Origin of the sequence: Centipeda infelix ATCC 43532 (assembly GCF_000234095.1) — a bacterium.
Classification (GTDB): domain Bacteria; phylum Bacillota; class Negativicutes; order Selenomonadales; family Selenomonadaceae; genus Centipeda; species Centipeda infelix.
In genome coordinates this window covers 257,261-273,020 of the sequence record NZ_JH376800.1, presented here as the reverse complement: position 1 = coordinate 273,020, position 15,760 = coordinate 257,261, and the positions used below count along the sequence as shown (strand labels likewise).

The 15,760-nt window shown below is 55.8% G+C and carries 16 protein-coding genes; 3 read left to right on the top strand and 13 right to left on the bottom strand.

All coding sequences use genetic code 11. From position 1 onward, the window contains the following. Positions 1 to 34: 34 nt before the first annotated feature. From HMPREF9334_RS10100 to ftsE, 4 genes are read right to left on the bottom strand one after another with little or no spacing between them, the layout of a single operon-like run. Positions 35 to 1,180 carry a S41 family peptidase gene (locus tag HMPREF9334_RS10100; RefSeq protein ID WP_006693370.1) on the bottom strand — a complete coding sequence of 382 codons (1,146 nt, stop codon included), beginning with the start codon at positions 1,178 to 1,180 and terminating at the stop codon, positions 35 to 37. Positions 1,181 to 1,192: 12 nt separating this feature from the next. Beyond that, complete coding sequence (locus HMPREF9334_RS10095) at positions 1,193 to 2,308, bottom strand: murein hydrolase activator EnvC family protein (RefSeq protein ID WP_006693369.1); 1,116 nt, start codon at positions 2,306 to 2,308, stop codon at positions 1,193 to 1,195. A 7-nt stretch (positions 2,309 to 2,315) separates the two neighbouring features. Continuing rightward, positions 2,316 to 3,203 carry a permease-like cell division protein FtsX gene (gene ftsX, locus HMPREF9334_RS10090; protein ID WP_006693368.1) on the bottom strand — a complete coding sequence of 296 codons (888 nt, stop codon included), beginning with the start codon at positions 3,201 to 3,203 and terminating at the stop codon, positions 2,316 to 2,318. Then, positions 3,193 to 3,879, bottom strand: coding sequence for a cell division ATP-binding protein FtsE (gene ftsE / locus HMPREF9334_RS10085; protein ID WP_006693367.1), 687 nt, complete (start codon positions 3,877 to 3,879; stop codon positions 3,193 to 3,195). The genes ftsX and ftsE overlap by 11 nt, the downstream gene beginning before the upstream one ends. A 173-nt stretch (positions 3,880 to 4,052) precedes the next feature. Here ftsE and HMPREF9334_RS10080 point away from each other — a divergent pair, with 173 nt between their 5' ends. The 3 genes from HMPREF9334_RS10080 to HMPREF9334_RS10070 all read left to right on the top strand — a co-directional run bounded on the left by HMPREF9334_RS10080 (position 4,053) and on the right by HMPREF9334_RS10070 (position 6,477). Beyond that, positions 4,053 to 4,433 (top strand): YbaN family protein, encoded by a 381-nt coding sequence (locus tag HMPREF9334_RS10080; protein ID WP_006693366.1) that lies wholly within the window; start codon positions 4,053 to 4,055, stop codon positions 4,431 to 4,433. A gap of 81 nt (positions 4,434 to 4,514) precedes the next feature. Beyond that, positions 4,515 to 5,270: an esterase family protein gene (locus HMPREF9334_RS10075; protein WP_006693365.1), complete on the top strand. Its 756-nt coding sequence runs from the start codon at positions 4,515 to 4,517 to the stop codon at positions 5,268 to 5,270. A gap of 13 nt (positions 5,271 to 5,283) precedes the next feature. Next, positions 5,284 to 6,477, top strand: a complete 1,194-nt coding sequence (locus HMPREF9334_RS10070; protein ID WP_006693364.1) for an ATP-grasp domain-containing protein — start codon at positions 5,284 to 5,286, stop codon at positions 6,475 to 6,477. 447 nt (positions 6,478 to 6,924) lie between these two features. Here the strand turns inward: HMPREF9334_RS10070 and HMPREF9334_RS10065 are convergent, their stop codons facing one another. The 9 genes from HMPREF9334_RS10065 to HMPREF9334_RS10025 form a co-directional block, all read right to left on the bottom strand. Continuing rightward, positions 6,925 to 7,575: a class I SAM-dependent methyltransferase gene (locus tag HMPREF9334_RS10065; RefSeq protein ID WP_006693363.1), complete on the bottom strand. Its 651-nt coding sequence runs from the start codon at positions 7,573 to 7,575 to the stop codon at positions 6,925 to 6,927. Next, positions 7,575 to 8,207, bottom strand: coding sequence for a hypothetical protein (locus tag HMPREF9334_RS10060; RefSeq protein ID WP_006693362.1), 633 nt, complete (start codon positions 8,205 to 8,207; stop codon positions 7,575 to 7,577). The genes HMPREF9334_RS10065 and HMPREF9334_RS10060 overlap by 1 nt, the downstream gene beginning before the upstream one ends. 69 nt (positions 8,208 to 8,276) lie before the next feature. Then, complete coding sequence (locus HMPREF9334_RS10055) at positions 8,277 to 8,462, bottom strand: hypothetical protein (protein WP_006693361.1); 186 nt, start codon at positions 8,460 to 8,462, stop codon at positions 8,277 to 8,279. Between the two features lie 91 nt (positions 8,463 to 8,553). Further along, positions 8,554 to 9,366, bottom strand: a complete 813-nt coding sequence (locus tag HMPREF9334_RS10050; RefSeq protein WP_245535262.1) for a response regulator transcription factor — start codon at positions 9,364 to 9,366, stop codon at positions 8,554 to 8,556. 5 nt (positions 9,367 to 9,371) lie between these two features. Beyond that, positions 9,372 to 11,081, bottom strand: a complete 1,710-nt coding sequence (locus tag HMPREF9334_RS10045) for a sensor histidine kinase (RefSeq protein ID WP_006693359.1) — start codon at positions 11,079 to 11,081, stop codon at positions 9,372 to 9,374. A gap of 9 nt (positions 11,082 to 11,090) precedes the next feature. Further along, positions 11,091 to 12,761 carry an ABC transporter permease gene (locus HMPREF9334_RS10040; protein ID WP_006693358.1) on the bottom strand — a complete coding sequence of 557 codons (1,671 nt, stop codon included), beginning with the start codon at positions 12,759 to 12,761 and terminating at the stop codon, positions 11,091 to 11,093. Beyond that, the gene (locus HMPREF9334_RS10035) at positions 12,758 to 13,825 is read right to left on the bottom strand and encodes an ABC transporter ATP-binding protein (RefSeq protein ID WP_006693357.1); all 1,068 of its coding nucleotides are present in this window, start codon (positions 13,823 to 13,825) and stop codon (positions 12,758 to 12,760) included. Before HMPREF9334_RS10035 ends, HMPREF9334_RS10040 begins: the two co-directional genes overlap by 4 nt. Before the next feature lie 96 nt (positions 13,826 to 13,921). Further along, the gene (locus tag HMPREF9334_RS10030) at positions 13,922 to 14,938 is read right to left on the bottom strand and encodes an ABC transporter substrate-binding protein (RefSeq protein ID WP_006693356.1); all 1,017 of its coding nucleotides are present in this window, start codon (positions 14,936 to 14,938) and stop codon (positions 13,922 to 13,924) included. Between the two features lie 333 nt (positions 14,939 to 15,271). After that, positions 15,272 to 15,760 carry a flavodoxin gene (locus HMPREF9334_RS10025; protein WP_006693355.1) on the bottom strand — a complete coding sequence of 163 codons (489 nt, stop codon included), beginning with the start codon at positions 15,758 to 15,760 and terminating at the stop codon, positions 15,272 to 15,274.

Sequence of the window (15,760 nt, the reverse complement as noted above, 5' to 3'; positions counted from 1 at the left end):
GCTATGTCTTTCTTAAAACGCTGTTATTTTTACCTTAGAGTGACGGATGTTCTATGAGATACTTCTTCGCCGCCTCAAACTGCACATCCGTCGTGTCCGAGGGCGAACGCTCGACGATGATATCGGGGGTGATCCCCGTACCGTCGATGGAACGACCGCTCGGGGTCACGTACTTTGCAATCGTGAGCTTCAAACCGTCCTCGTGGAAGAGTGGCAGGACTGCCTGCACCGACCCCTTGCCGTACGAGGTCGTACCGATGATCGTGCCCGCGCCCGTATCCTGGAGTGCACCCGCAAGGATTTCCGAGGCACTTGCACTGTTCTCATCGATGAGCACAGCAATCGGATATTTGCGTTCACTGAGCGAGGAGCGATAGACCTCCTCACCGCCGTTGCGATCAATGACAGAGACAATCACGCCTGCCGGAACAACTTGCTCGGCAACGGCAGCACAGCTCGTGATGAGCCCGCCCGGATTCTCACGCAGATCGATGATGAGCGAGGTCATCCCCTCGCCCGCAAGGCGACTCATCTCCGCAGCAAACTCCTCGCCCGTATGCTCGGCAAACGAGCCGATACGGATGTAGCCGATGCTCGTCCCCTCGACGAGCACACCGCGCACAGACGCAACCTGTATGATGTCGCGCGTGATCGTGTACTCCTGCTCCGCTCCGTCACGCAGGATGCGCAGAACGACCTGCGTCCCCGCCTCGCCGCGGATGCGGAGCGCAACCTCCTCGTTCTGAAGTTCGCTCGTCGGCGTGCCATCCACGGCGAGAATCTCATCCCCCGCACGCAGCCCCGCCGCCTCACCGGGCGTCCCTTCGAGGACGGAGATGATCTTGACGTTGTTGTCCTTGAACCCCATCGTCACACCGATGCCGCCGAACGAGCCCTCCGTGTGCTGGCGCAGCTCCTTGAACATCGAGGGCGGCATATAGACGGAGTGCGGATCGTCGAGCGAGGAGACCATCCCCCCAATCGCACCGTCAATGAGCTTCGTCGTATTCGGCGCATTGACGTAGCGCGTCTGGATGAACTGCATCACGCCAAAAAGGCGCAGGACATCGTCCGCATACAGCCCCGCCGAGCGCAGGAGTGCCCCCGCTGCAAAGACGGTCAGCATACTCCCGAGGAATGCGGATAAAAGGACGATAGAAATTAGTTTTTTTCTGCTCATATGCTCTTTCGTTTATAAATACCCAAGCGGATTCACCGGCTCACCGTTGACGCGCACCTCGAAGTGGCAGTGCGGCCCTGTGGAGTTGCCCGTGGAGCCGCACTCGGCAATCAGCTCGCCCTGCGCGACACTCTGCCCCGTGCTCACATCGAGCGACTGACAGTGTCCGTACAGCGTCGAAATGCCGCCGCCATGGTTGATGATAACGGCGTTGCCGTAGCCCGAGATCCAGCCCGCGTACTCAACCGTTCCCGCCTGTGCTGCGTAGATCGGATCGCCGTAGTCGCCGCCGATGTCGATGCCGCTGTGGAAGCGCTGCGCCCCCGTGATGGGGTGCGTGCGCCAACCAAAATCCGACGTGATCGAGCCCGCAAGCGGCCAGATCATCGCACCCGAGCCTTGCACGGGGAGATTCCGCAGGCCGCTGCGCTGAAGCATACGAGTGATGCGTTCCGATGCCGCGCGTGACTCGTCCTGCTTGCGATCAATCGTCTCCTTGTCGTACTTCATCTGCTCGATGAGTGCCTGCTGCGCCTCGACCTTGTCCTCCATCGCAAGACGTGCTTCACGCGCCTTCTTCTCAAGGGGTTCCTGCGCCGCACGATCCTTCTCAAGCTCCTCCTTGAGCGCACGCATCGCGTTGCGCTGTGCGAGTACCTCATGCACGAGGTCGTAGTCCTGCTTGATGACACGCTTTAGGAGGTCCATGCGCGTGAGGAAATCCGAAAAATCCTTCGCGCCGAAGAGCACATCCACATAGGAGATCTGCCCGTTGATGTAGATGTCGCGCACGCGCCTCCCAAGCACATCGCTCTTGCGTGCATAGTCGCGCTCGGCGACCTCAAGCTTCTCCTCGTTCTCCTCAAGGCGTTCGAGCGTCGCGTTCAGCTCGGCGCGGCGTGCCTTGTGCTCGGCGATTGCCGCATCCGCCTGCTCGTCCAGAATGCGCTTCTGCTCTGAGAGCGAGTCGATCTTGCCCGCGAGCTCGTCGCTCTGCCGCCCAAGCTCCTCCACCTGTGCATCGTAGCTGTCGCGCTCCTCCTCGAGGGTCGCAGCCGTGCTCTGGCCTGCAGCAAGAAAGGTCACGGCGAGTGCCGCCACAAACGTCTTTTTCAACCCTTGTTCCATATCCGTATTACACCTTCAGGAAACGCTTCAGCGACACCCATGCGCCCGCCGCTCCGATCGCCATGCCGAGCAGTACAATGACAATGCTCACGTATGTCATAAACGGCGACTGCGGGATCAGTGGGAAGAACGCAAGCGTATCGTAGACCTTGTTCGTCACGCCCGCATAGAAACTGCGCAGGACGAATGCGGAAATCACGCCGCCGATGCAGCCGAGCACAACGCCCTCCAACACGAACGGCCAGCGGATGAACTCATCCGTCGCACCGACATACTTCATAATTGCAATCTCGCGCCGCCGTGCAAATACCGTCAGACGGATCGTATTTGCAATGATAAAGACCGTCGCACCGCCGAGCAGCAGGATGAGCAGCACGCCGAAGATACGCACAAGGCGCGTGATGTCAAAGAGGTGCTCCACCACATCCTGTCCATACTTCGCGGACTCCACGCCGTCCATGCGCTCGATCTGCTTCGCCGCCGTCTCCACCATGTCCGGCTGACGCACAGTCACCTCGTAGGCATTCGGCAGCGGATTCTTGTCGCCGAGTGCGTCCAACAGATACTTCTGCTCGCCGAGACGCTCCGAGAGGCGTGTACGCGCCTCCTCACGCCCAACGTATTTGACCGACTCAATCCCCTGCAGGGCACGGATCTTTGCTCCGAGCTCCTGCTCCTCATCCTCCGCGAGATCATCCTTCATATAGACGCTGATCTGCACCTGCGACTCAAGCAGAGAGGCGGCACGGTTCATATTCAGCGCGAGGATGAGGAAAACCCCGAGGATAAAGAGTGAGACCGCCACCGTACCAACCGCCGCAAACGTCATCCAGTTGTTGCGTCGTAAGGAGCGAAAGACCTCCTGCACATAGTATTCGGCGGTTCTAATCTTCATAGCCATACCCTCCGCGCTGCTCATCGCGCACAATGTGGCCGCCCTCAATGGCGATGACACGGCGCTGCATCGTATCGACAATGCCCTTGTCATGTGTTGCCATAACGATGGTCGTCCCCGATGCATTGATTCGCTTAAAAATATCCATAATGTCCCAACTCGTCTCGGGATCGAGATTCCCCGTCGGCTCATCTGCGATGAGAATCGCAGGATCGTTCACAATGGCGCGTGCGATCGCCACGCGCTGCTGCTCGCCGCCCGAAAGCTGCGAGGGGAAATTGCGATATTTGTCACGCAGCCCGACCACGTCCAGCACCGCATTCACACGCCGCTGAATCATCTGGCGCGGTGCCTCGATCACGCGCATTGCGAACGCCACATTCTCGTAGACCGTCTTGTCCGAGAGCAGCCGATAGTCCTGAAAGATCACACCGAGCCCGCGCCTGAGATACGGCACATCCTGCGGATCCATATGGACAACATCATGCCCGTTGACAAACAGCTCCCCCTCTGTCGGCAGCTCCTCTCGGAAGAGCATCTTGATGAACGTGGACTTGCCCGCGCCGCTCACGCCGACCACGAAAATGAACTCCCCCTTCCCGATCTCGATACTGACATGATCGAGGGCAACAACACCATTGTCATATATCTTTGAGACATTTTTCATTCGGATCATATCTTCGTCTCATTCCTCTCCAACGTGAGACTCCATCGATGACACAGGAGTCTCTAAAAAACTGTTTTTCATTATACCACAAATCAAAAAAACTACAAAATGCTGCGTTGCCATTTTCTTCGTCTCATGCTATTCTCTTTTCGGTAAATGATTCTTATTTCAGAGGAAAATCCATGCTCCTAAAAAAATTTTTCTTTGTAACGCTCGGCCTCATCAGTCTCGGGCTCGGCATCCTCGGCGTATTCCTCCCCGTCCTCCCAACCGTCCCGTTCGTCCTGCTCGCTGCCTACTGTTTCACGCGCGGCTCACGCCGTCTGGACGCGTGGCTGCGGACGACGCGCATTCACCGCGAGACAGTGCGACTCATGGAGGACAGCCGCCGCGGCATGACACGCGCGAAAAAACTGCGCATCCTTCTCCCCGTGACAGCAATCATGGGGCTGTCCTTCTATGTGACGGATTTCCTGCCCGCACGCATCCTGCTCGGCGCAGTGTGGACAGCGCACCTCATCTTTCTCCTCTGCCGCGTCCCCACCATACGAGGAGAAACATAAGAACGCAGGATTCCATTTGACAAACCTCATTGGATTCGCTAGAGTGTAACTGTCAGCAGAGGATAACCCAAGGAGGTTTTTATGACAAACGCGACCGAAATCAACTGGCACAGCACGCGGCTCGACCGCGTCATGAATATACGCGTCTACGGCAAGCCGAGCGGTGTTCCGCTCCTCATCTTCCCGACACAGGATGCCATGAGCGACAACTTCGAGAACTTCGGCATGATCGAGGCAATGGCAGATGATCTCAAGCGCGGACGCATCCAGCTCTTCTGCGTCGACACTGTGGACACGGAGACATGGTCAAACACCTGGGGCGACAAGGTGTGGCGTGCACAGCGGCAGGAGCAGTACTACGGCTATATCATCGACGAGGTCGTCCCCCGCATCTACAGGGAAAACACGAGCGGTCGACTGCCAATCGCCGCAGGATGCAGCCTCGGCGGACTGCACGCCGCGATTGTCTTCTTCCGCCGTCCCGACCTCATGGGCGGCGTACTCGCGCTCTCGGGTGTCTACGATGCGAAATTCTTCACCGACGGTTGGATGAACGACGTACTCTATGACAACTCTCCGCTCGACTTCCTCGCAAATATGCCGGGCGACCACCCCTATATAGACCTTTACAATCAGAGACGCATCGTCCTGTGCGTCGGACAGGGACGCTGGGAGGAGGAAGGACGTCGCACGACGGCACTCATGGGTGATGTGCTCTACAGCAAGGACATCCACGCATGGGTCGACTTCTGGGGCTACGATGTCGATCATGACTGGGACTGGTGGAAGAAGCAGTTCGCCTACTTTCTCCCCTTCGTCCTACGTGAAGAACCTTGAGTGAGGCAGCATCATGAACTTTATCTTTATATCTCCGCAGTTCCCACGCGTCTACTGGAACTTCTGCGACCGCCTCAAAAAGAAGGGGGTCAACGTCCTCGGCATCGGCGACACCCCCTACGATCAACTTGCTCACGAGGTACGCGAGTCGCTGACCGAATACTACTTCGTCCCCTCGCTCGCCGACTACGACCAGATGCTGCGTGCCGTCGCATTCTTCACGTTCAAGTACGGACGCATCGACTGGCTTGAGTCGAACAACGAGTATTGGCTTACGAGTGATGCGCACCTGCGTACCGACTTCAACATCCGCACGGGCTGGCAGACGGGCGACATGGACCACATCAAGAACAAGTCTGCGATGAAACCCTTTTATAAAAAGGCAGGCATCCCGACTGCACGCCTCACAAAGGTCACGACGCTCGCCGCCGCTGAGGAGTTCCTCGCCGAGGTTGGCTACCCCGTCATCGTCAAGCCCGATACGGGGGTCGGTGCAACAGATACCTACCGCATCGACAACCATGACGAGCTGCGCCATTTCTACGCATCGAAGCCGACCGTCCCCTACGTCATGGAGGAGTTCGTCACAGGTGACATCTGCTCCTACGATGCGATTGTGGACGCAGATGCCAACCCGATCTTTGAGTCCATGACCGTCTGGCCGCCGTCCGTTATGGACATCGTACTCTATCAGCTCGACCTCTCCTACTACACGACGGACATCGTGCCCGATGCGCTCAAGAAGGCAGGGCGCGCCACGCTCAAGGCATTTCATGTGCACAGCCGCTTCGTCCACCTGGAGTTCTTCCGCCTGACAAAAGAAAAACCGGGGCTCGGTGCGGTCGGCGACTTCGTCGGGCTCGAGGTCAATATGCGGCCGGCGGGCGGCTACACCACCGATATGATGAACTTCGCGCACTCCACCGATGTCTACGAGATCTGGGCGGACATGATCACGGCGAACCGCCGCCTCCTCCCCGATCGGAATGAGCATTGCTACTGTGCATACGCGAGCCGTCGCGACTTCCACCGCTATGTGCATACGCACGAGGACATTCTCGCGCGATATGCGGGCAAGATCGTCATGTGCGAGCGCATGCCCGAGATGATGTGGCCGCAAATGGGCAACCACATGTATACGGCAAAGCTGAGCGGACAGGCGGAGACCGACGAGTTCATCCGCTTCGTACAGGAACAGCAGGGATAATAAAAAAGTTGTTGTATGAGATCAAACGACCTCGTACAACAACTTTTTTCGATTTATTGAGCAGCCAACAGATGTAGTAATTTTGGGGGTTCTACTCCAAAACTAGTTGAAAAGTTATTTTTAGAATAGATGCCGTTAAGGCAGCACTGATCCATGGTGCCGCCATGAACACATCAATACACAAGCAGTGCTTATGCCGTTCAAAGCGCCCCTTCCACCGCTCCGCGGTCCCCTCTCCCCCGTCGGTGCACGGGGGAGGCTTTGGGCACAGTAGATCAGCCTCCCCCGCCGCTGCGGGGGAGGTGGCACGCGTCAGCGTGACGGTAGGGGCGCCAGCAGCTTATGTGCATGGATACCGATCGAAGGTCGATTGAAAACATAAGCGAATGGAGCCTTGCTTCCCTAGATAATGATACCATTTCCACTACTTCGGAAGTAGAGCCATTTTCACCGTACGCCGCACACAGCGATCCAGTATTCTCCGTCTTTGAAATGGAGGGTAACCTCCGAGAAGCCTGCCGCACGGAAAAGCCGATCGAACTCCTCGGGAGTCGGATTCGTCAGATCGTAGCCCGCAACCTTCGCGCGGATGCCCTCGGGCAGATCGTCCCGCCCGTAGATCTCGGCGAGCAGGAGGAACGTACCGCCCTTTTTCACCACACGCGCGACTTCCTCCAGACTTTTCTCAGGCGACGGCCAGAAGTAAAAGCTCTCCACCGTCACCACCGCATCGAAATGCGCGTCCGCGAACGGCAGAGCCTCGACCGAGCCGTGCAGAATCTCCATGCGTCCCGCATCGACAAGAGCAGCGTTGAATGTGCGTGATGCCTCCACCGAGGTCTCCGCGTAGTCGATTCCTGTGAGATGCCCCTCCGTCACACGCTCCGCCATCCGCGCGAGCGTATTGCCGCCGCCGCAGCCGATATCGAGTACGGTATCGCCCGCATGGAGAGCGAGGTGCGCGAGCCCCCAGTCCACGAGCCGCGCGTGGCTCTCGTTCATACGTGCGAGCATTGCACGCCCCGCATCCCCCTCAGGACGGCGCGGATTCCCCTCCACCGTCGCGCGGTCAAGTTTCTGCCAATCTGCTTTTGCCATCATTCCACTCCCATCGTCTGTTTCGAAAGATCAAATCCGAACTGCATCGGATCAGCGGGATCCCAGATTCGTGTCTCTCCGTTGTAGCGTACGGGCACATAGAACGTCACCGTGCCCACAGGCTCGAGCTCTCGATATGCCTCTGCCGTCGCCTCGACCGCCGTCTTACGGAGCTCCTCAGGCGTGCCGTCCAGCTTCATCCGCTGACGCATGAGCGCAGATGCCTTTTCGCGTGCCGCAATCATATTGAACCGCGTCACCGTCACCTCGACCATCGCGTGCTCCTCCCCCTGCTCCGTCACCGCCGTCTCCACCGTCGCCGTGCGCAGCGACTCCATATAGGCATCGGCGATCTCCGCCGCCTCCTCGGGCGTGAGCATCGCCCCTGACGTTTGCAGGGCATTCGAGAACGCCGCCCGCATATTGAATGAGTCCGTCGGGGCACCGTACGAGGTCAGCTTTTTCTGCGCCTCCTCATCCTGCCGCACAAAGGCATCGCAGTAAAGTTTGATGCTCTCTGCCGCATCTGCCTTCTCCATGCGTCCGAACGTCGCAACGTAGAGTGACGCGAGAATCGCTGCAACGAAGATCCCCACGAAGATCACGGGAAATCGAATCTTTGATGAAATCACGTTTGATCTGTCTCCTTTAACCAATTGGCTATATTGCCTACAACAATATTTTTGTTGCAGCAACTAACCTCAGCTCGTGTAATTGAGCATGACCTGCTGCTCGAATACAAGCAAATTAGCAGGTTTCTCTACACCGTAGGCGGTGTGCAGGAGCTCCATCCGGAACTTCTGGCTCTCCCCCTTCTCGCAGCCGCGCCCCTTCCACTTCGCCGCGAACGCCTTCGCAGCGGCTGGCTGTGCCGCACGCTGTATCACGCGGACACCTCCTCTGTTTGCAGTCTCTTATATTCTATCGCAAAAAACTCCGCGCTATATTAGCGCGGAGTTTTATTTTATCAGAGCTTCCCTAACTCGAACTGTCCCGTCGCTCCTCGCTCCCTATTGCAGCCACACCCTCTCGATACTCCGTCGGTGTCATACCCATAACACGCCGAAAGACAGAGCTGAAATACCGTGTATTCCGATACCCGCAATGCTCGGCGATCTCATAGATACGAAGCCGTCCTTCGCCCAAATCCTTCGCAGCGCGTCGCATACGGCAGAGCGTCAGATACTCACCGAAGGAATACTCCGCACGCTCCCGAAACAGGCGATGCAGGTAGGAGGCACTGATACCAATCTCATCCGCAACCTCCTTGATGGTCAGATTCTCCTTACATCGTTCCTCCATCAGACGTACCGCTTGTGCGAGGTATTGGTTTTGGATCTTTCCCATACCAAAATGGGTAAAGAGAGCACTCTCATTACTGCCCTGTGCAGCGGTTAGTTTTTCCACGCTCCTGCGTGCATCAACTGCTGCGGAAGCCTTGCGGACGGCATCCATCAACTCATCGTCGCTGACGGGCTTTAAGAGGTAGCTGCTCACGCCAAGCTCAATCGCCTGCTGTGCATAAGAGAACTCCCCGTACCCCGAGAGAATGATATAGAGCGGTTTCTTGCTGCAAATGGCACGCGCCTCGGCAGTCTCGATGAGCTCCAACCCATTCATGCCGGGCATCTTGATGTCTACCACGGCGATGTCCGGCTGTACCTTCTCCATAAGACGAAGAGCTTCTTCTGCATCCTTTGCCTCGCCTACTACAACGCAGTCCGCCTCCTGCCAAGGTGTCATCATGACAAGCCCCTGTCGCAGGATCTGCTCATCGTCTACCACAATCACCTTTTTCAAGACCGCGCTCCCCCCTGTCTTAAGAGCGTAAGCCACACCTCCATGCCTCCACCCGGTGCCGTCCGAATCTGCAGCCCACAGCTTGCGTCGCCATAGAGTTTTGCACGCATATGCACATTGTGCATTCCGATATGCGCCGGACCCGCCGCGTTCGAAAGGCATTCCTCGGCTCGTGCCGCTTCCATACCGCGCCCATTGTCACGGACAGAAAAGACCATGTATTCTCCCTTCATCTCCCCAACAATCTCCACCTTCCCCATCGTCTGCTGATCCTCAATCCCGTGCACGATAGCGTTTTCAACAAGCGGCTGCAGGATGAGCTTTGGCAGCAAAAGCGGCTGCATCTCTTCTGCGATGTCGATGGAAACACACAGTCGGTCAGAAAATCTTTTTTTCTGAATAGCGATATACGCCTCGAGTATTTCACACTCCTCACACACGGGAATAAATTCCTGTGTACCAAGCACCTTTCGCATGAGCTTTCCAAGCGCAACAGCGAGCTCCGCCACACTGCCCGTGTCGCCAAGCTTGGCGCTCCACTTGATCATGTCGAGGGTATTGTAGATAAAATGCGGCTTGACCTGTTCCTGAAAGGACCTCATCTGTGCGATGCGCAGAGCCTGTTCTTTGCTCTTGACTTCGCGCAGAAGCCGCCTGATATGACGCACCATCTTGTTGAATCCGTACGCCAGTCTGCCGATCTCGTCGCGCCGCCGTACAGGGAGAGCTGCAGCAAAATCATTGTGTCGCACGCGCTCAATACCATCCGCCAAATCTGCAAGGGGCGACCAAAGGCTGCGCGACAGCCATGAAGAGAACAACAGAATAGCGGCTATGACAACGGTATCTACCAAAAGGACTGCCTGAAAGACATACCAGAAGATGCTCCAGTCGATATTCGTCTGTTCCAGCACGAGGAGCCCATAGCGTGACGAGCGAACAAAGCACACCTGATTGCCCTCCGCCCCCCCGATGGGGAAGCTGCCGAAGGCTCCCCGCAACTTCTCTCGTGGGGGAAGTGCAGCGGCAAACCCCTCTGCCTGCGGGTTACGCCCATTGTAGACGACGTAATTGTAACGATCGGCGAGCATCACGGCAGGTGCACCCGCCTCGCGAAAAAGGATGCTCTGCAGTGCAGCCCTCTGGATATCCATCACGACATAGCCGACCACTGCTCCGTCTTTCCGAATCGCGCGGCATATGGAAAAGAGCGGTCCATATGCACCAACCTTTGTCCTGTCACGTGCCGAAAGAATCGCACCATTTTCCTCCGTCGCCTGACGAAAAATCCCCCAGCCGTTATGCGCAGGAAGCCCATAGTCGCGTGGGATATGGTTCCCCGTCGAGATGCGCACACGCCCATCACATGAAAGGATATGAAGCACTGCATTCTCATGATTACCGCGCATGAGGAGGTACATTTGCGCATAGACCTCCTGCAGATCCCCCGTCTTTTCCATCTGCTCTATGATGACGGGCGACTCGGCAAGCAGATCGCAGAGATTGACATATCTGCTGAGAACTTCTTCCAGCTCTACACTCGCCTTGCGCGCATCCTGTTCACAGCGCAGGATCTCCGACGTACGGATATAGTGGTGGACGATCCCAAGAATTCCTGCCGATATCAACCAAATGGGAACTACGCCGATCAGGACGATACCGGCAAGCAGTCGTTTTCGATACTTCATGGAACGCAGCAGCCGCATGACCTCTCCCTAAATCGACAATTTTCCACCTGACAGCCGTTTGCACAGCCAGAGCGAGAGAATGGTCGATACTGTCAAAATTGTCGCGAGCGCCGCCGCCGTCCCAAAGTGGGCCTTGCTCGTAACTTCACTGAAAATCGCAACGGATATCGTCTGTGTTCCGCCTGTGTAGAGAATCATCGACGAACTCAACTCATTGATAGTCGCAATCCAGCTCAGAATAGCCCCAGATACAACCCCCGGGAGCATGAGCCGCGCCGTGATGCGGAAGAACGTCTTCATCGGCGGTACACCGAGGCTGATGGACGCCTCCTCCACGCTCGACTCAATCTGATAGAGGATGCCGACGCTGGAGCGCAGGGTAAACGGCAGCTTTCGTATAACATAGGATAATATAAGGATTGCCGCCGTCCCCGTCAAGAGAATCGGCTTTGTGTTGAACGCCGCGACAAGCATGATACCGAGCACAGCCCCCGGTATAACATAGGGGAACATCACCATGACATCGATGAGCGCGACGATACGCGAGCTACGGCGCACGATGAGATAAGCGATCAGCAGTGCGCAAAAAACCATGATCGCAATCGCGATGATCGAGAACAGGAACGAGTTCGTAATCGCTACATCGAGCTTGGAAAATGCCTCACGATAGCTGTCAAGCCCGAATCCTGGCAGGAATACGGGTCCGCTCGTCTTAACAAAGGACGTGACCATGACCGTGATCTGCGGAAGGATCGCAAGAAGCGAAACGAAATAGACACCTGCCGTGACAACGGCCTTCGATACACCGGACAGCTCACGCACGCGCGGCGGGCGAAGGTTGCTCATTGTGTAGTCCCGCCCCGCAATCGCCTTTTTCTGAAGCAGTAGAACGAGAACGGCAAAGAGGATCACGACGACGCTGAGCACGTTCGCAAAGCCTGTGTTACCGCCCATCTCGCCCATATACTCATCGTAAATCGAGACGGGCAGGACACGGAAGCCCTCGCCGATCAGCGCAGGCGTTCCGAAGTCTGCGAGCGATGTCATGAAGACCATCAGCGATGCAGAGAGGATTGTCGGCAGTATCAACGGAAGTGTAACTGTTCGCAGCTTTTCCCATCCACTCACACCAAGACTCTCCGCCGCCTCCTCAAGCGAAGCATCCATGCTCCGAAGTGCGCCCGAAACATACAGATAGACGTAGGGAAAGAGCTTCAGCGTAAAGACAAGCAGAATGCCCGAAAATCCATAAATTGATGGCAGGATGATATCGAAATGCTCCTGCACGAACTTTGTGATGACACCTGCACGCCCCAATAGGACAATCCACGAGTACGCACCGATAAACGGCGGCGAGAGCATTGCTAAAATGCACATATTATCGATCACGCTCTTGCCGAAAATACGATAACGCGAGGTGAAATACGCCATGGGAATACCGATCAAAGCGGCGAGCACCGTCGCTGCAACCGATACCTTAAAACTGTTGAGGAGCGTCTGCATGTAGTAGCCGCTTTGGAAGAACTGGGCATAGTGCGCAAACGAGATCTCGCCCGCCTCCGTGACAAAGGAATGGATAACCAGGACAGAGAATGGATAGACGACAAAAACAAGCAGCAAACACACAGCGAGAATCGTGACAATCGTCCAGCTGTTCACGCGGTCATAAAGGGTACGCCCCGCAGAAAAGAGCTTCATGAGAGTGCCTCCTCTCCCGACTCTGTATAGACATTCATGTGCTCCTCCGAGAGCCGCAAACCAACGGTATCCCCTTCCGTATAGCGGCTGCCGGCATAGAGCTGGTAGGCATTGATCTTGACCTGCGTACCATCCTCGATCTCCACCTCATACTCATAGTGTGTCCCTAAAAATGTAGCACGCACGACCCGCGCCGTCAACAGCCCCACGCCCGGATTTTCCATCTGGATGTGCTCGGGGCGCACCGCAATCTGAATCTTGCCCTCATACGCACGCTTCAGTTTTCGAGCAAAGTGCACCGTACCAAGGGCACTGAATCCATCCGTGTCCGCCATGCCGGTGATGAAGTTCGACGTACCGATAAAGTTTGCGACAAACGTGTTCGCGGGCTGCTGATAGATCGTCTCAGGTCGGTCAACTTGCATGACACGTCCCGTATTCATGACAGCAATTCGATCCGATATGGCAAGAGCCTCCTCCTGATCGTGCGTAACGTAAATCGTCGTGATGCCAAGTTCGCGCTGAATACGGCGAATGGCAATGCGCATTTCAAGACGCAGCTTTGCGTCAAGGTTTGAGAGCGGCTCATCCATCAGGAGCACGTCAGGCTCGATCACGATCGCACGGGCGAGAGCGACGCGCTGCTGCTGACCGCCCGAAAGCTGCGCGGGCATACGCTCACCGAGCGACTCGATGCGCATGAGAGCAAGTCCCTCCTTCACCTTGTCCTCGAGCTTCTTGCCCGAAACGCCGCGCGCCTTCAATCCATAGGCAACATTATCCGCGACGGTCATATGTGGGAAGACAGCGTAGTTCTGGAACACCATACCAATATTGCGCCGGTAGGCGGGCAGATCGTTGACGCGGTTTGCATCAAAGGAGAGCGTCCCACCGTCAATCTCATTGAAGCCCGCAATCATGCGGAGAAGTGTCGTCTTGCCGCAGCCCGAAGGGCCAAGCAACGTGAAGAACTCCCCATTTTCAATGTCCAGCGATACATGGTTCACTGCGAAAAAATCGCCGTAGTTCTTCACGAGATCCTGTATATGCACTGCATAGCTCATTGTCTTCTTCCTTTCAGAATGACATACCCCATCCACTTTATAGGCATGATAGCAAAAGGGCGGGAGCAATCGCTCCCGCCCTCCTCCATGGTCTCCTTATTTCGTGACAGCCTGACGCCAGCGCCCCAAAAGCGCATCTCTGTCTCTTACCGCCTGATCCACATCCAACACTTCATAGGTGATTTGATCCGCAGGTTTGAGCTGTGCAGGTGTCGGAACATCCTTGCGCGTCGAGCGGCGCGAGAAGTCGCCGATGCGCGTCTGGACTTCCTTGCTCATGACGAAGTCAATGAACTTCTTTGCGTTTTCCGCATGTTTCGCACCCTTGATGATGCCAACGCAGCCAGCACTCAGAACAGTGCCCTCCTCAGGGTAGACGATTTTCATATGTGAACCGTTTGTCATGTACTTGACAACAGGCTCTTCAAACGTCGCCGTGATCGAATACTCACCATCGGACAGCGCCTTGATCTGCGCCGCCGAGCCGCTGATGATCTTCCCGTCAAGATTCCCGACGAGCTGATCGACCACCTCCATATTGCCGCCGAGCTTTTCTCGCGCCATCAGGAGAACGGTGTAGCTCGTACTCGACTTCGCGGGATCAGCCATTGCAATCTTGCCCTTCCACTTCGGATCGGTAAGATCTTTCCACCCCTTCGGCGCATCCGCATCGCTCACGAGATCTGTGTTGTAGGCAAGCACATAGAAATCAGCTGTGTCATTGTAGAACATATCATCCGGTTCGATGAACTGATCCTGAATGCCAGACTTCTCTGTTGAGGCATACGGCATCAGATACGGCTTCAGTCCGACATAGGAGTCGCGCACACCGCCCCAGATCACGTCACCGAGTGGATTGTCCTTCTCCGCCTTCACTCGCCCAAAGAGCTCTCCTGAACCACCTGCCACAAGCTGCACCTCGATGCCAGTCTTTTCCTGGAACTCCTTGACAAGCGGAGCCGTCCAGTCATCCGTGTTGCAGTTGTAGATGACAAGTACGTTCTCTTCCTTCCCGCTGTCACTCTTTGCGGAATCACCTCCGCAGCCCGTGACGAACATCGTTCCTGCCAACAATGCCGTGCAGAGTGCTGTCCACTTCTTTCTCCAAAGCATAACCGTTCCTCCTTTATTCCTATGGTTTATCCTATCATAATTTTATCTTACGATGGTTTTGGGTTCAATGTAAAGAAACTACTTTTTTATGCAGAGATTCTATCTTATCTGATTTTTCCCATTTTCACGAGTATAAACACATCAGAGCAGAAAACGGCACGCTGCGGACCTAAACATGGGCAAAATAAAAAACACGACACATCATCCTCCATAATGCCATCGTGTTTTATTTAAGGAAGCACTGATAAATTCAACGTCATCATTTTGACATTTTTTTCTGCATTTCGGCGAAAAATCTACACCAATCTAAGGATCTATTTTATCAGTAACTCCTTAGATCCCGAGTGCAGCAATCCACGAGTTGATCGCCATCGGTGTTTCGCCCATATCAAAGCGGCGGCCTTCCTTCATCAATGCGCCCTCTGCCGAGGGACGCAGATGCGTGGTGGTCTGCCCCATCGCACTACCACCCGAGGTGGCAAACGGCACAACGATCTTGCCCGTAAGGTCATAACTCTCAAGGAAGGTATTGATGATGTGCGGCGCGACGTACCACCAGATTGGAAATCCGACGAAGATGACCTGATAGGGCGCGAGGTCAAGCGGCTCACCCGCAATCGCGGGACGACTCTGCGGATCGCGCATCTCCATACTTGAGCGGCTTTTGCTGTCATTCCAGTTAAGATCATCCTCGGTATACGGCACAGCCGGCACGATCTCATAGAGATCACCACCGATTACATCCACAATCTTGTGTGCAACCTGCTCCGTACGCCGCGAAGGAGATGCAGAAAAATAGGCAATCAGTATCTTTCCATACAT

What these genes read in the sequence shown, in the direction of transcription:
- HMPREF9334_RS10040 (WP_006693358.1), bottom strand. Translation starts at nt 12,761, where the DNA reads ATGAAGCTCTTTTCTGCGGGGCGTACCCTTTATGACCGCGTGAACAGC.
- HMPREF9334_RS10075 (WP_006693365.1), top strand. Translation starts at nt 4,515, where the DNA reads ATGACAAACGCGACCGAAATCAACTGGCACAGCACGCGGCTCGACCGC.
- HMPREF9334_RS10035 (WP_006693357.1), bottom strand. Translation starts at nt 13,825, where the DNA reads ATGAGCTATGCAGTGCATATACAGGATCTCGTGAAGAACTACGGCGAT.
- HMPREF9334_RS10070 (WP_006693364.1), top strand. Translation starts at nt 5,284, where the DNA reads ATGAACTTTATCTTTATATCTCCGCAGTTCCCACGCGTCTACTGGAAC.
- HMPREF9334_RS10080 (WP_006693366.1), top strand. Translation starts at nt 4,053, where the DNA reads ATGCTCCTAAAAAAATTTTTCTTTGTAACGCTCGGCCTCATCAGTCTC.
- HMPREF9334_RS10045 (WP_006693359.1), bottom strand. Translation starts at nt 11,081, where the DNA reads ATGCGGCTGCTGCGTTCCATGAAGTATCGAAAACGACTGCTTGCCGGT.
- HMPREF9334_RS10100 (WP_006693370.1), bottom strand. Translation starts at nt 1,180, where the DNA reads ATGAGCAGAAAAAAACTAATTTCTATCGTCCTTTTATCCGCATTCCTC.
- HMPREF9334_RS10030 (WP_006693356.1), bottom strand. Translation starts at nt 14,938, where the DNA reads ATGCTTTGGAGAAAGAAGTGGACAGCACTCTGCACGGCATTGTTGGCA.
- ftsX (WP_006693368.1), bottom strand. Translation starts at nt 3,203, where the DNA reads ATGAAGATTAGAACCGCCGAATACTATGTGCAGGAGGTCTTTCGCTCC.
- HMPREF9334_RS10095 (WP_006693369.1), bottom strand. Translation starts at nt 2,308, where the DNA reads ATGGAACAAGGGTTGAAAAAGACGTTTGTGGCGGCACTCGCCGTGACC.
- ftsE (WP_006693367.1), bottom strand. Translation starts at nt 3,879, where the DNA reads ATGATCCGAATGAAAAATGTCTCAAAGATATATGACAATGGTGTTGTT.
- HMPREF9334_RS10065 (WP_006693363.1), bottom strand. Translation starts at nt 7,575, where the DNA reads ATGGCAAAAGCAGATTGGCAGAAACTTGACCGCGCGACGGTGGAGGGG.
- HMPREF9334_RS10025 (WP_006693355.1), bottom strand. Translation starts at nt 15,760, where the DNA reads ATGTATGGAAAGATACTGATTGCCTATTTTTCTGCATCTCCTTCGCGG.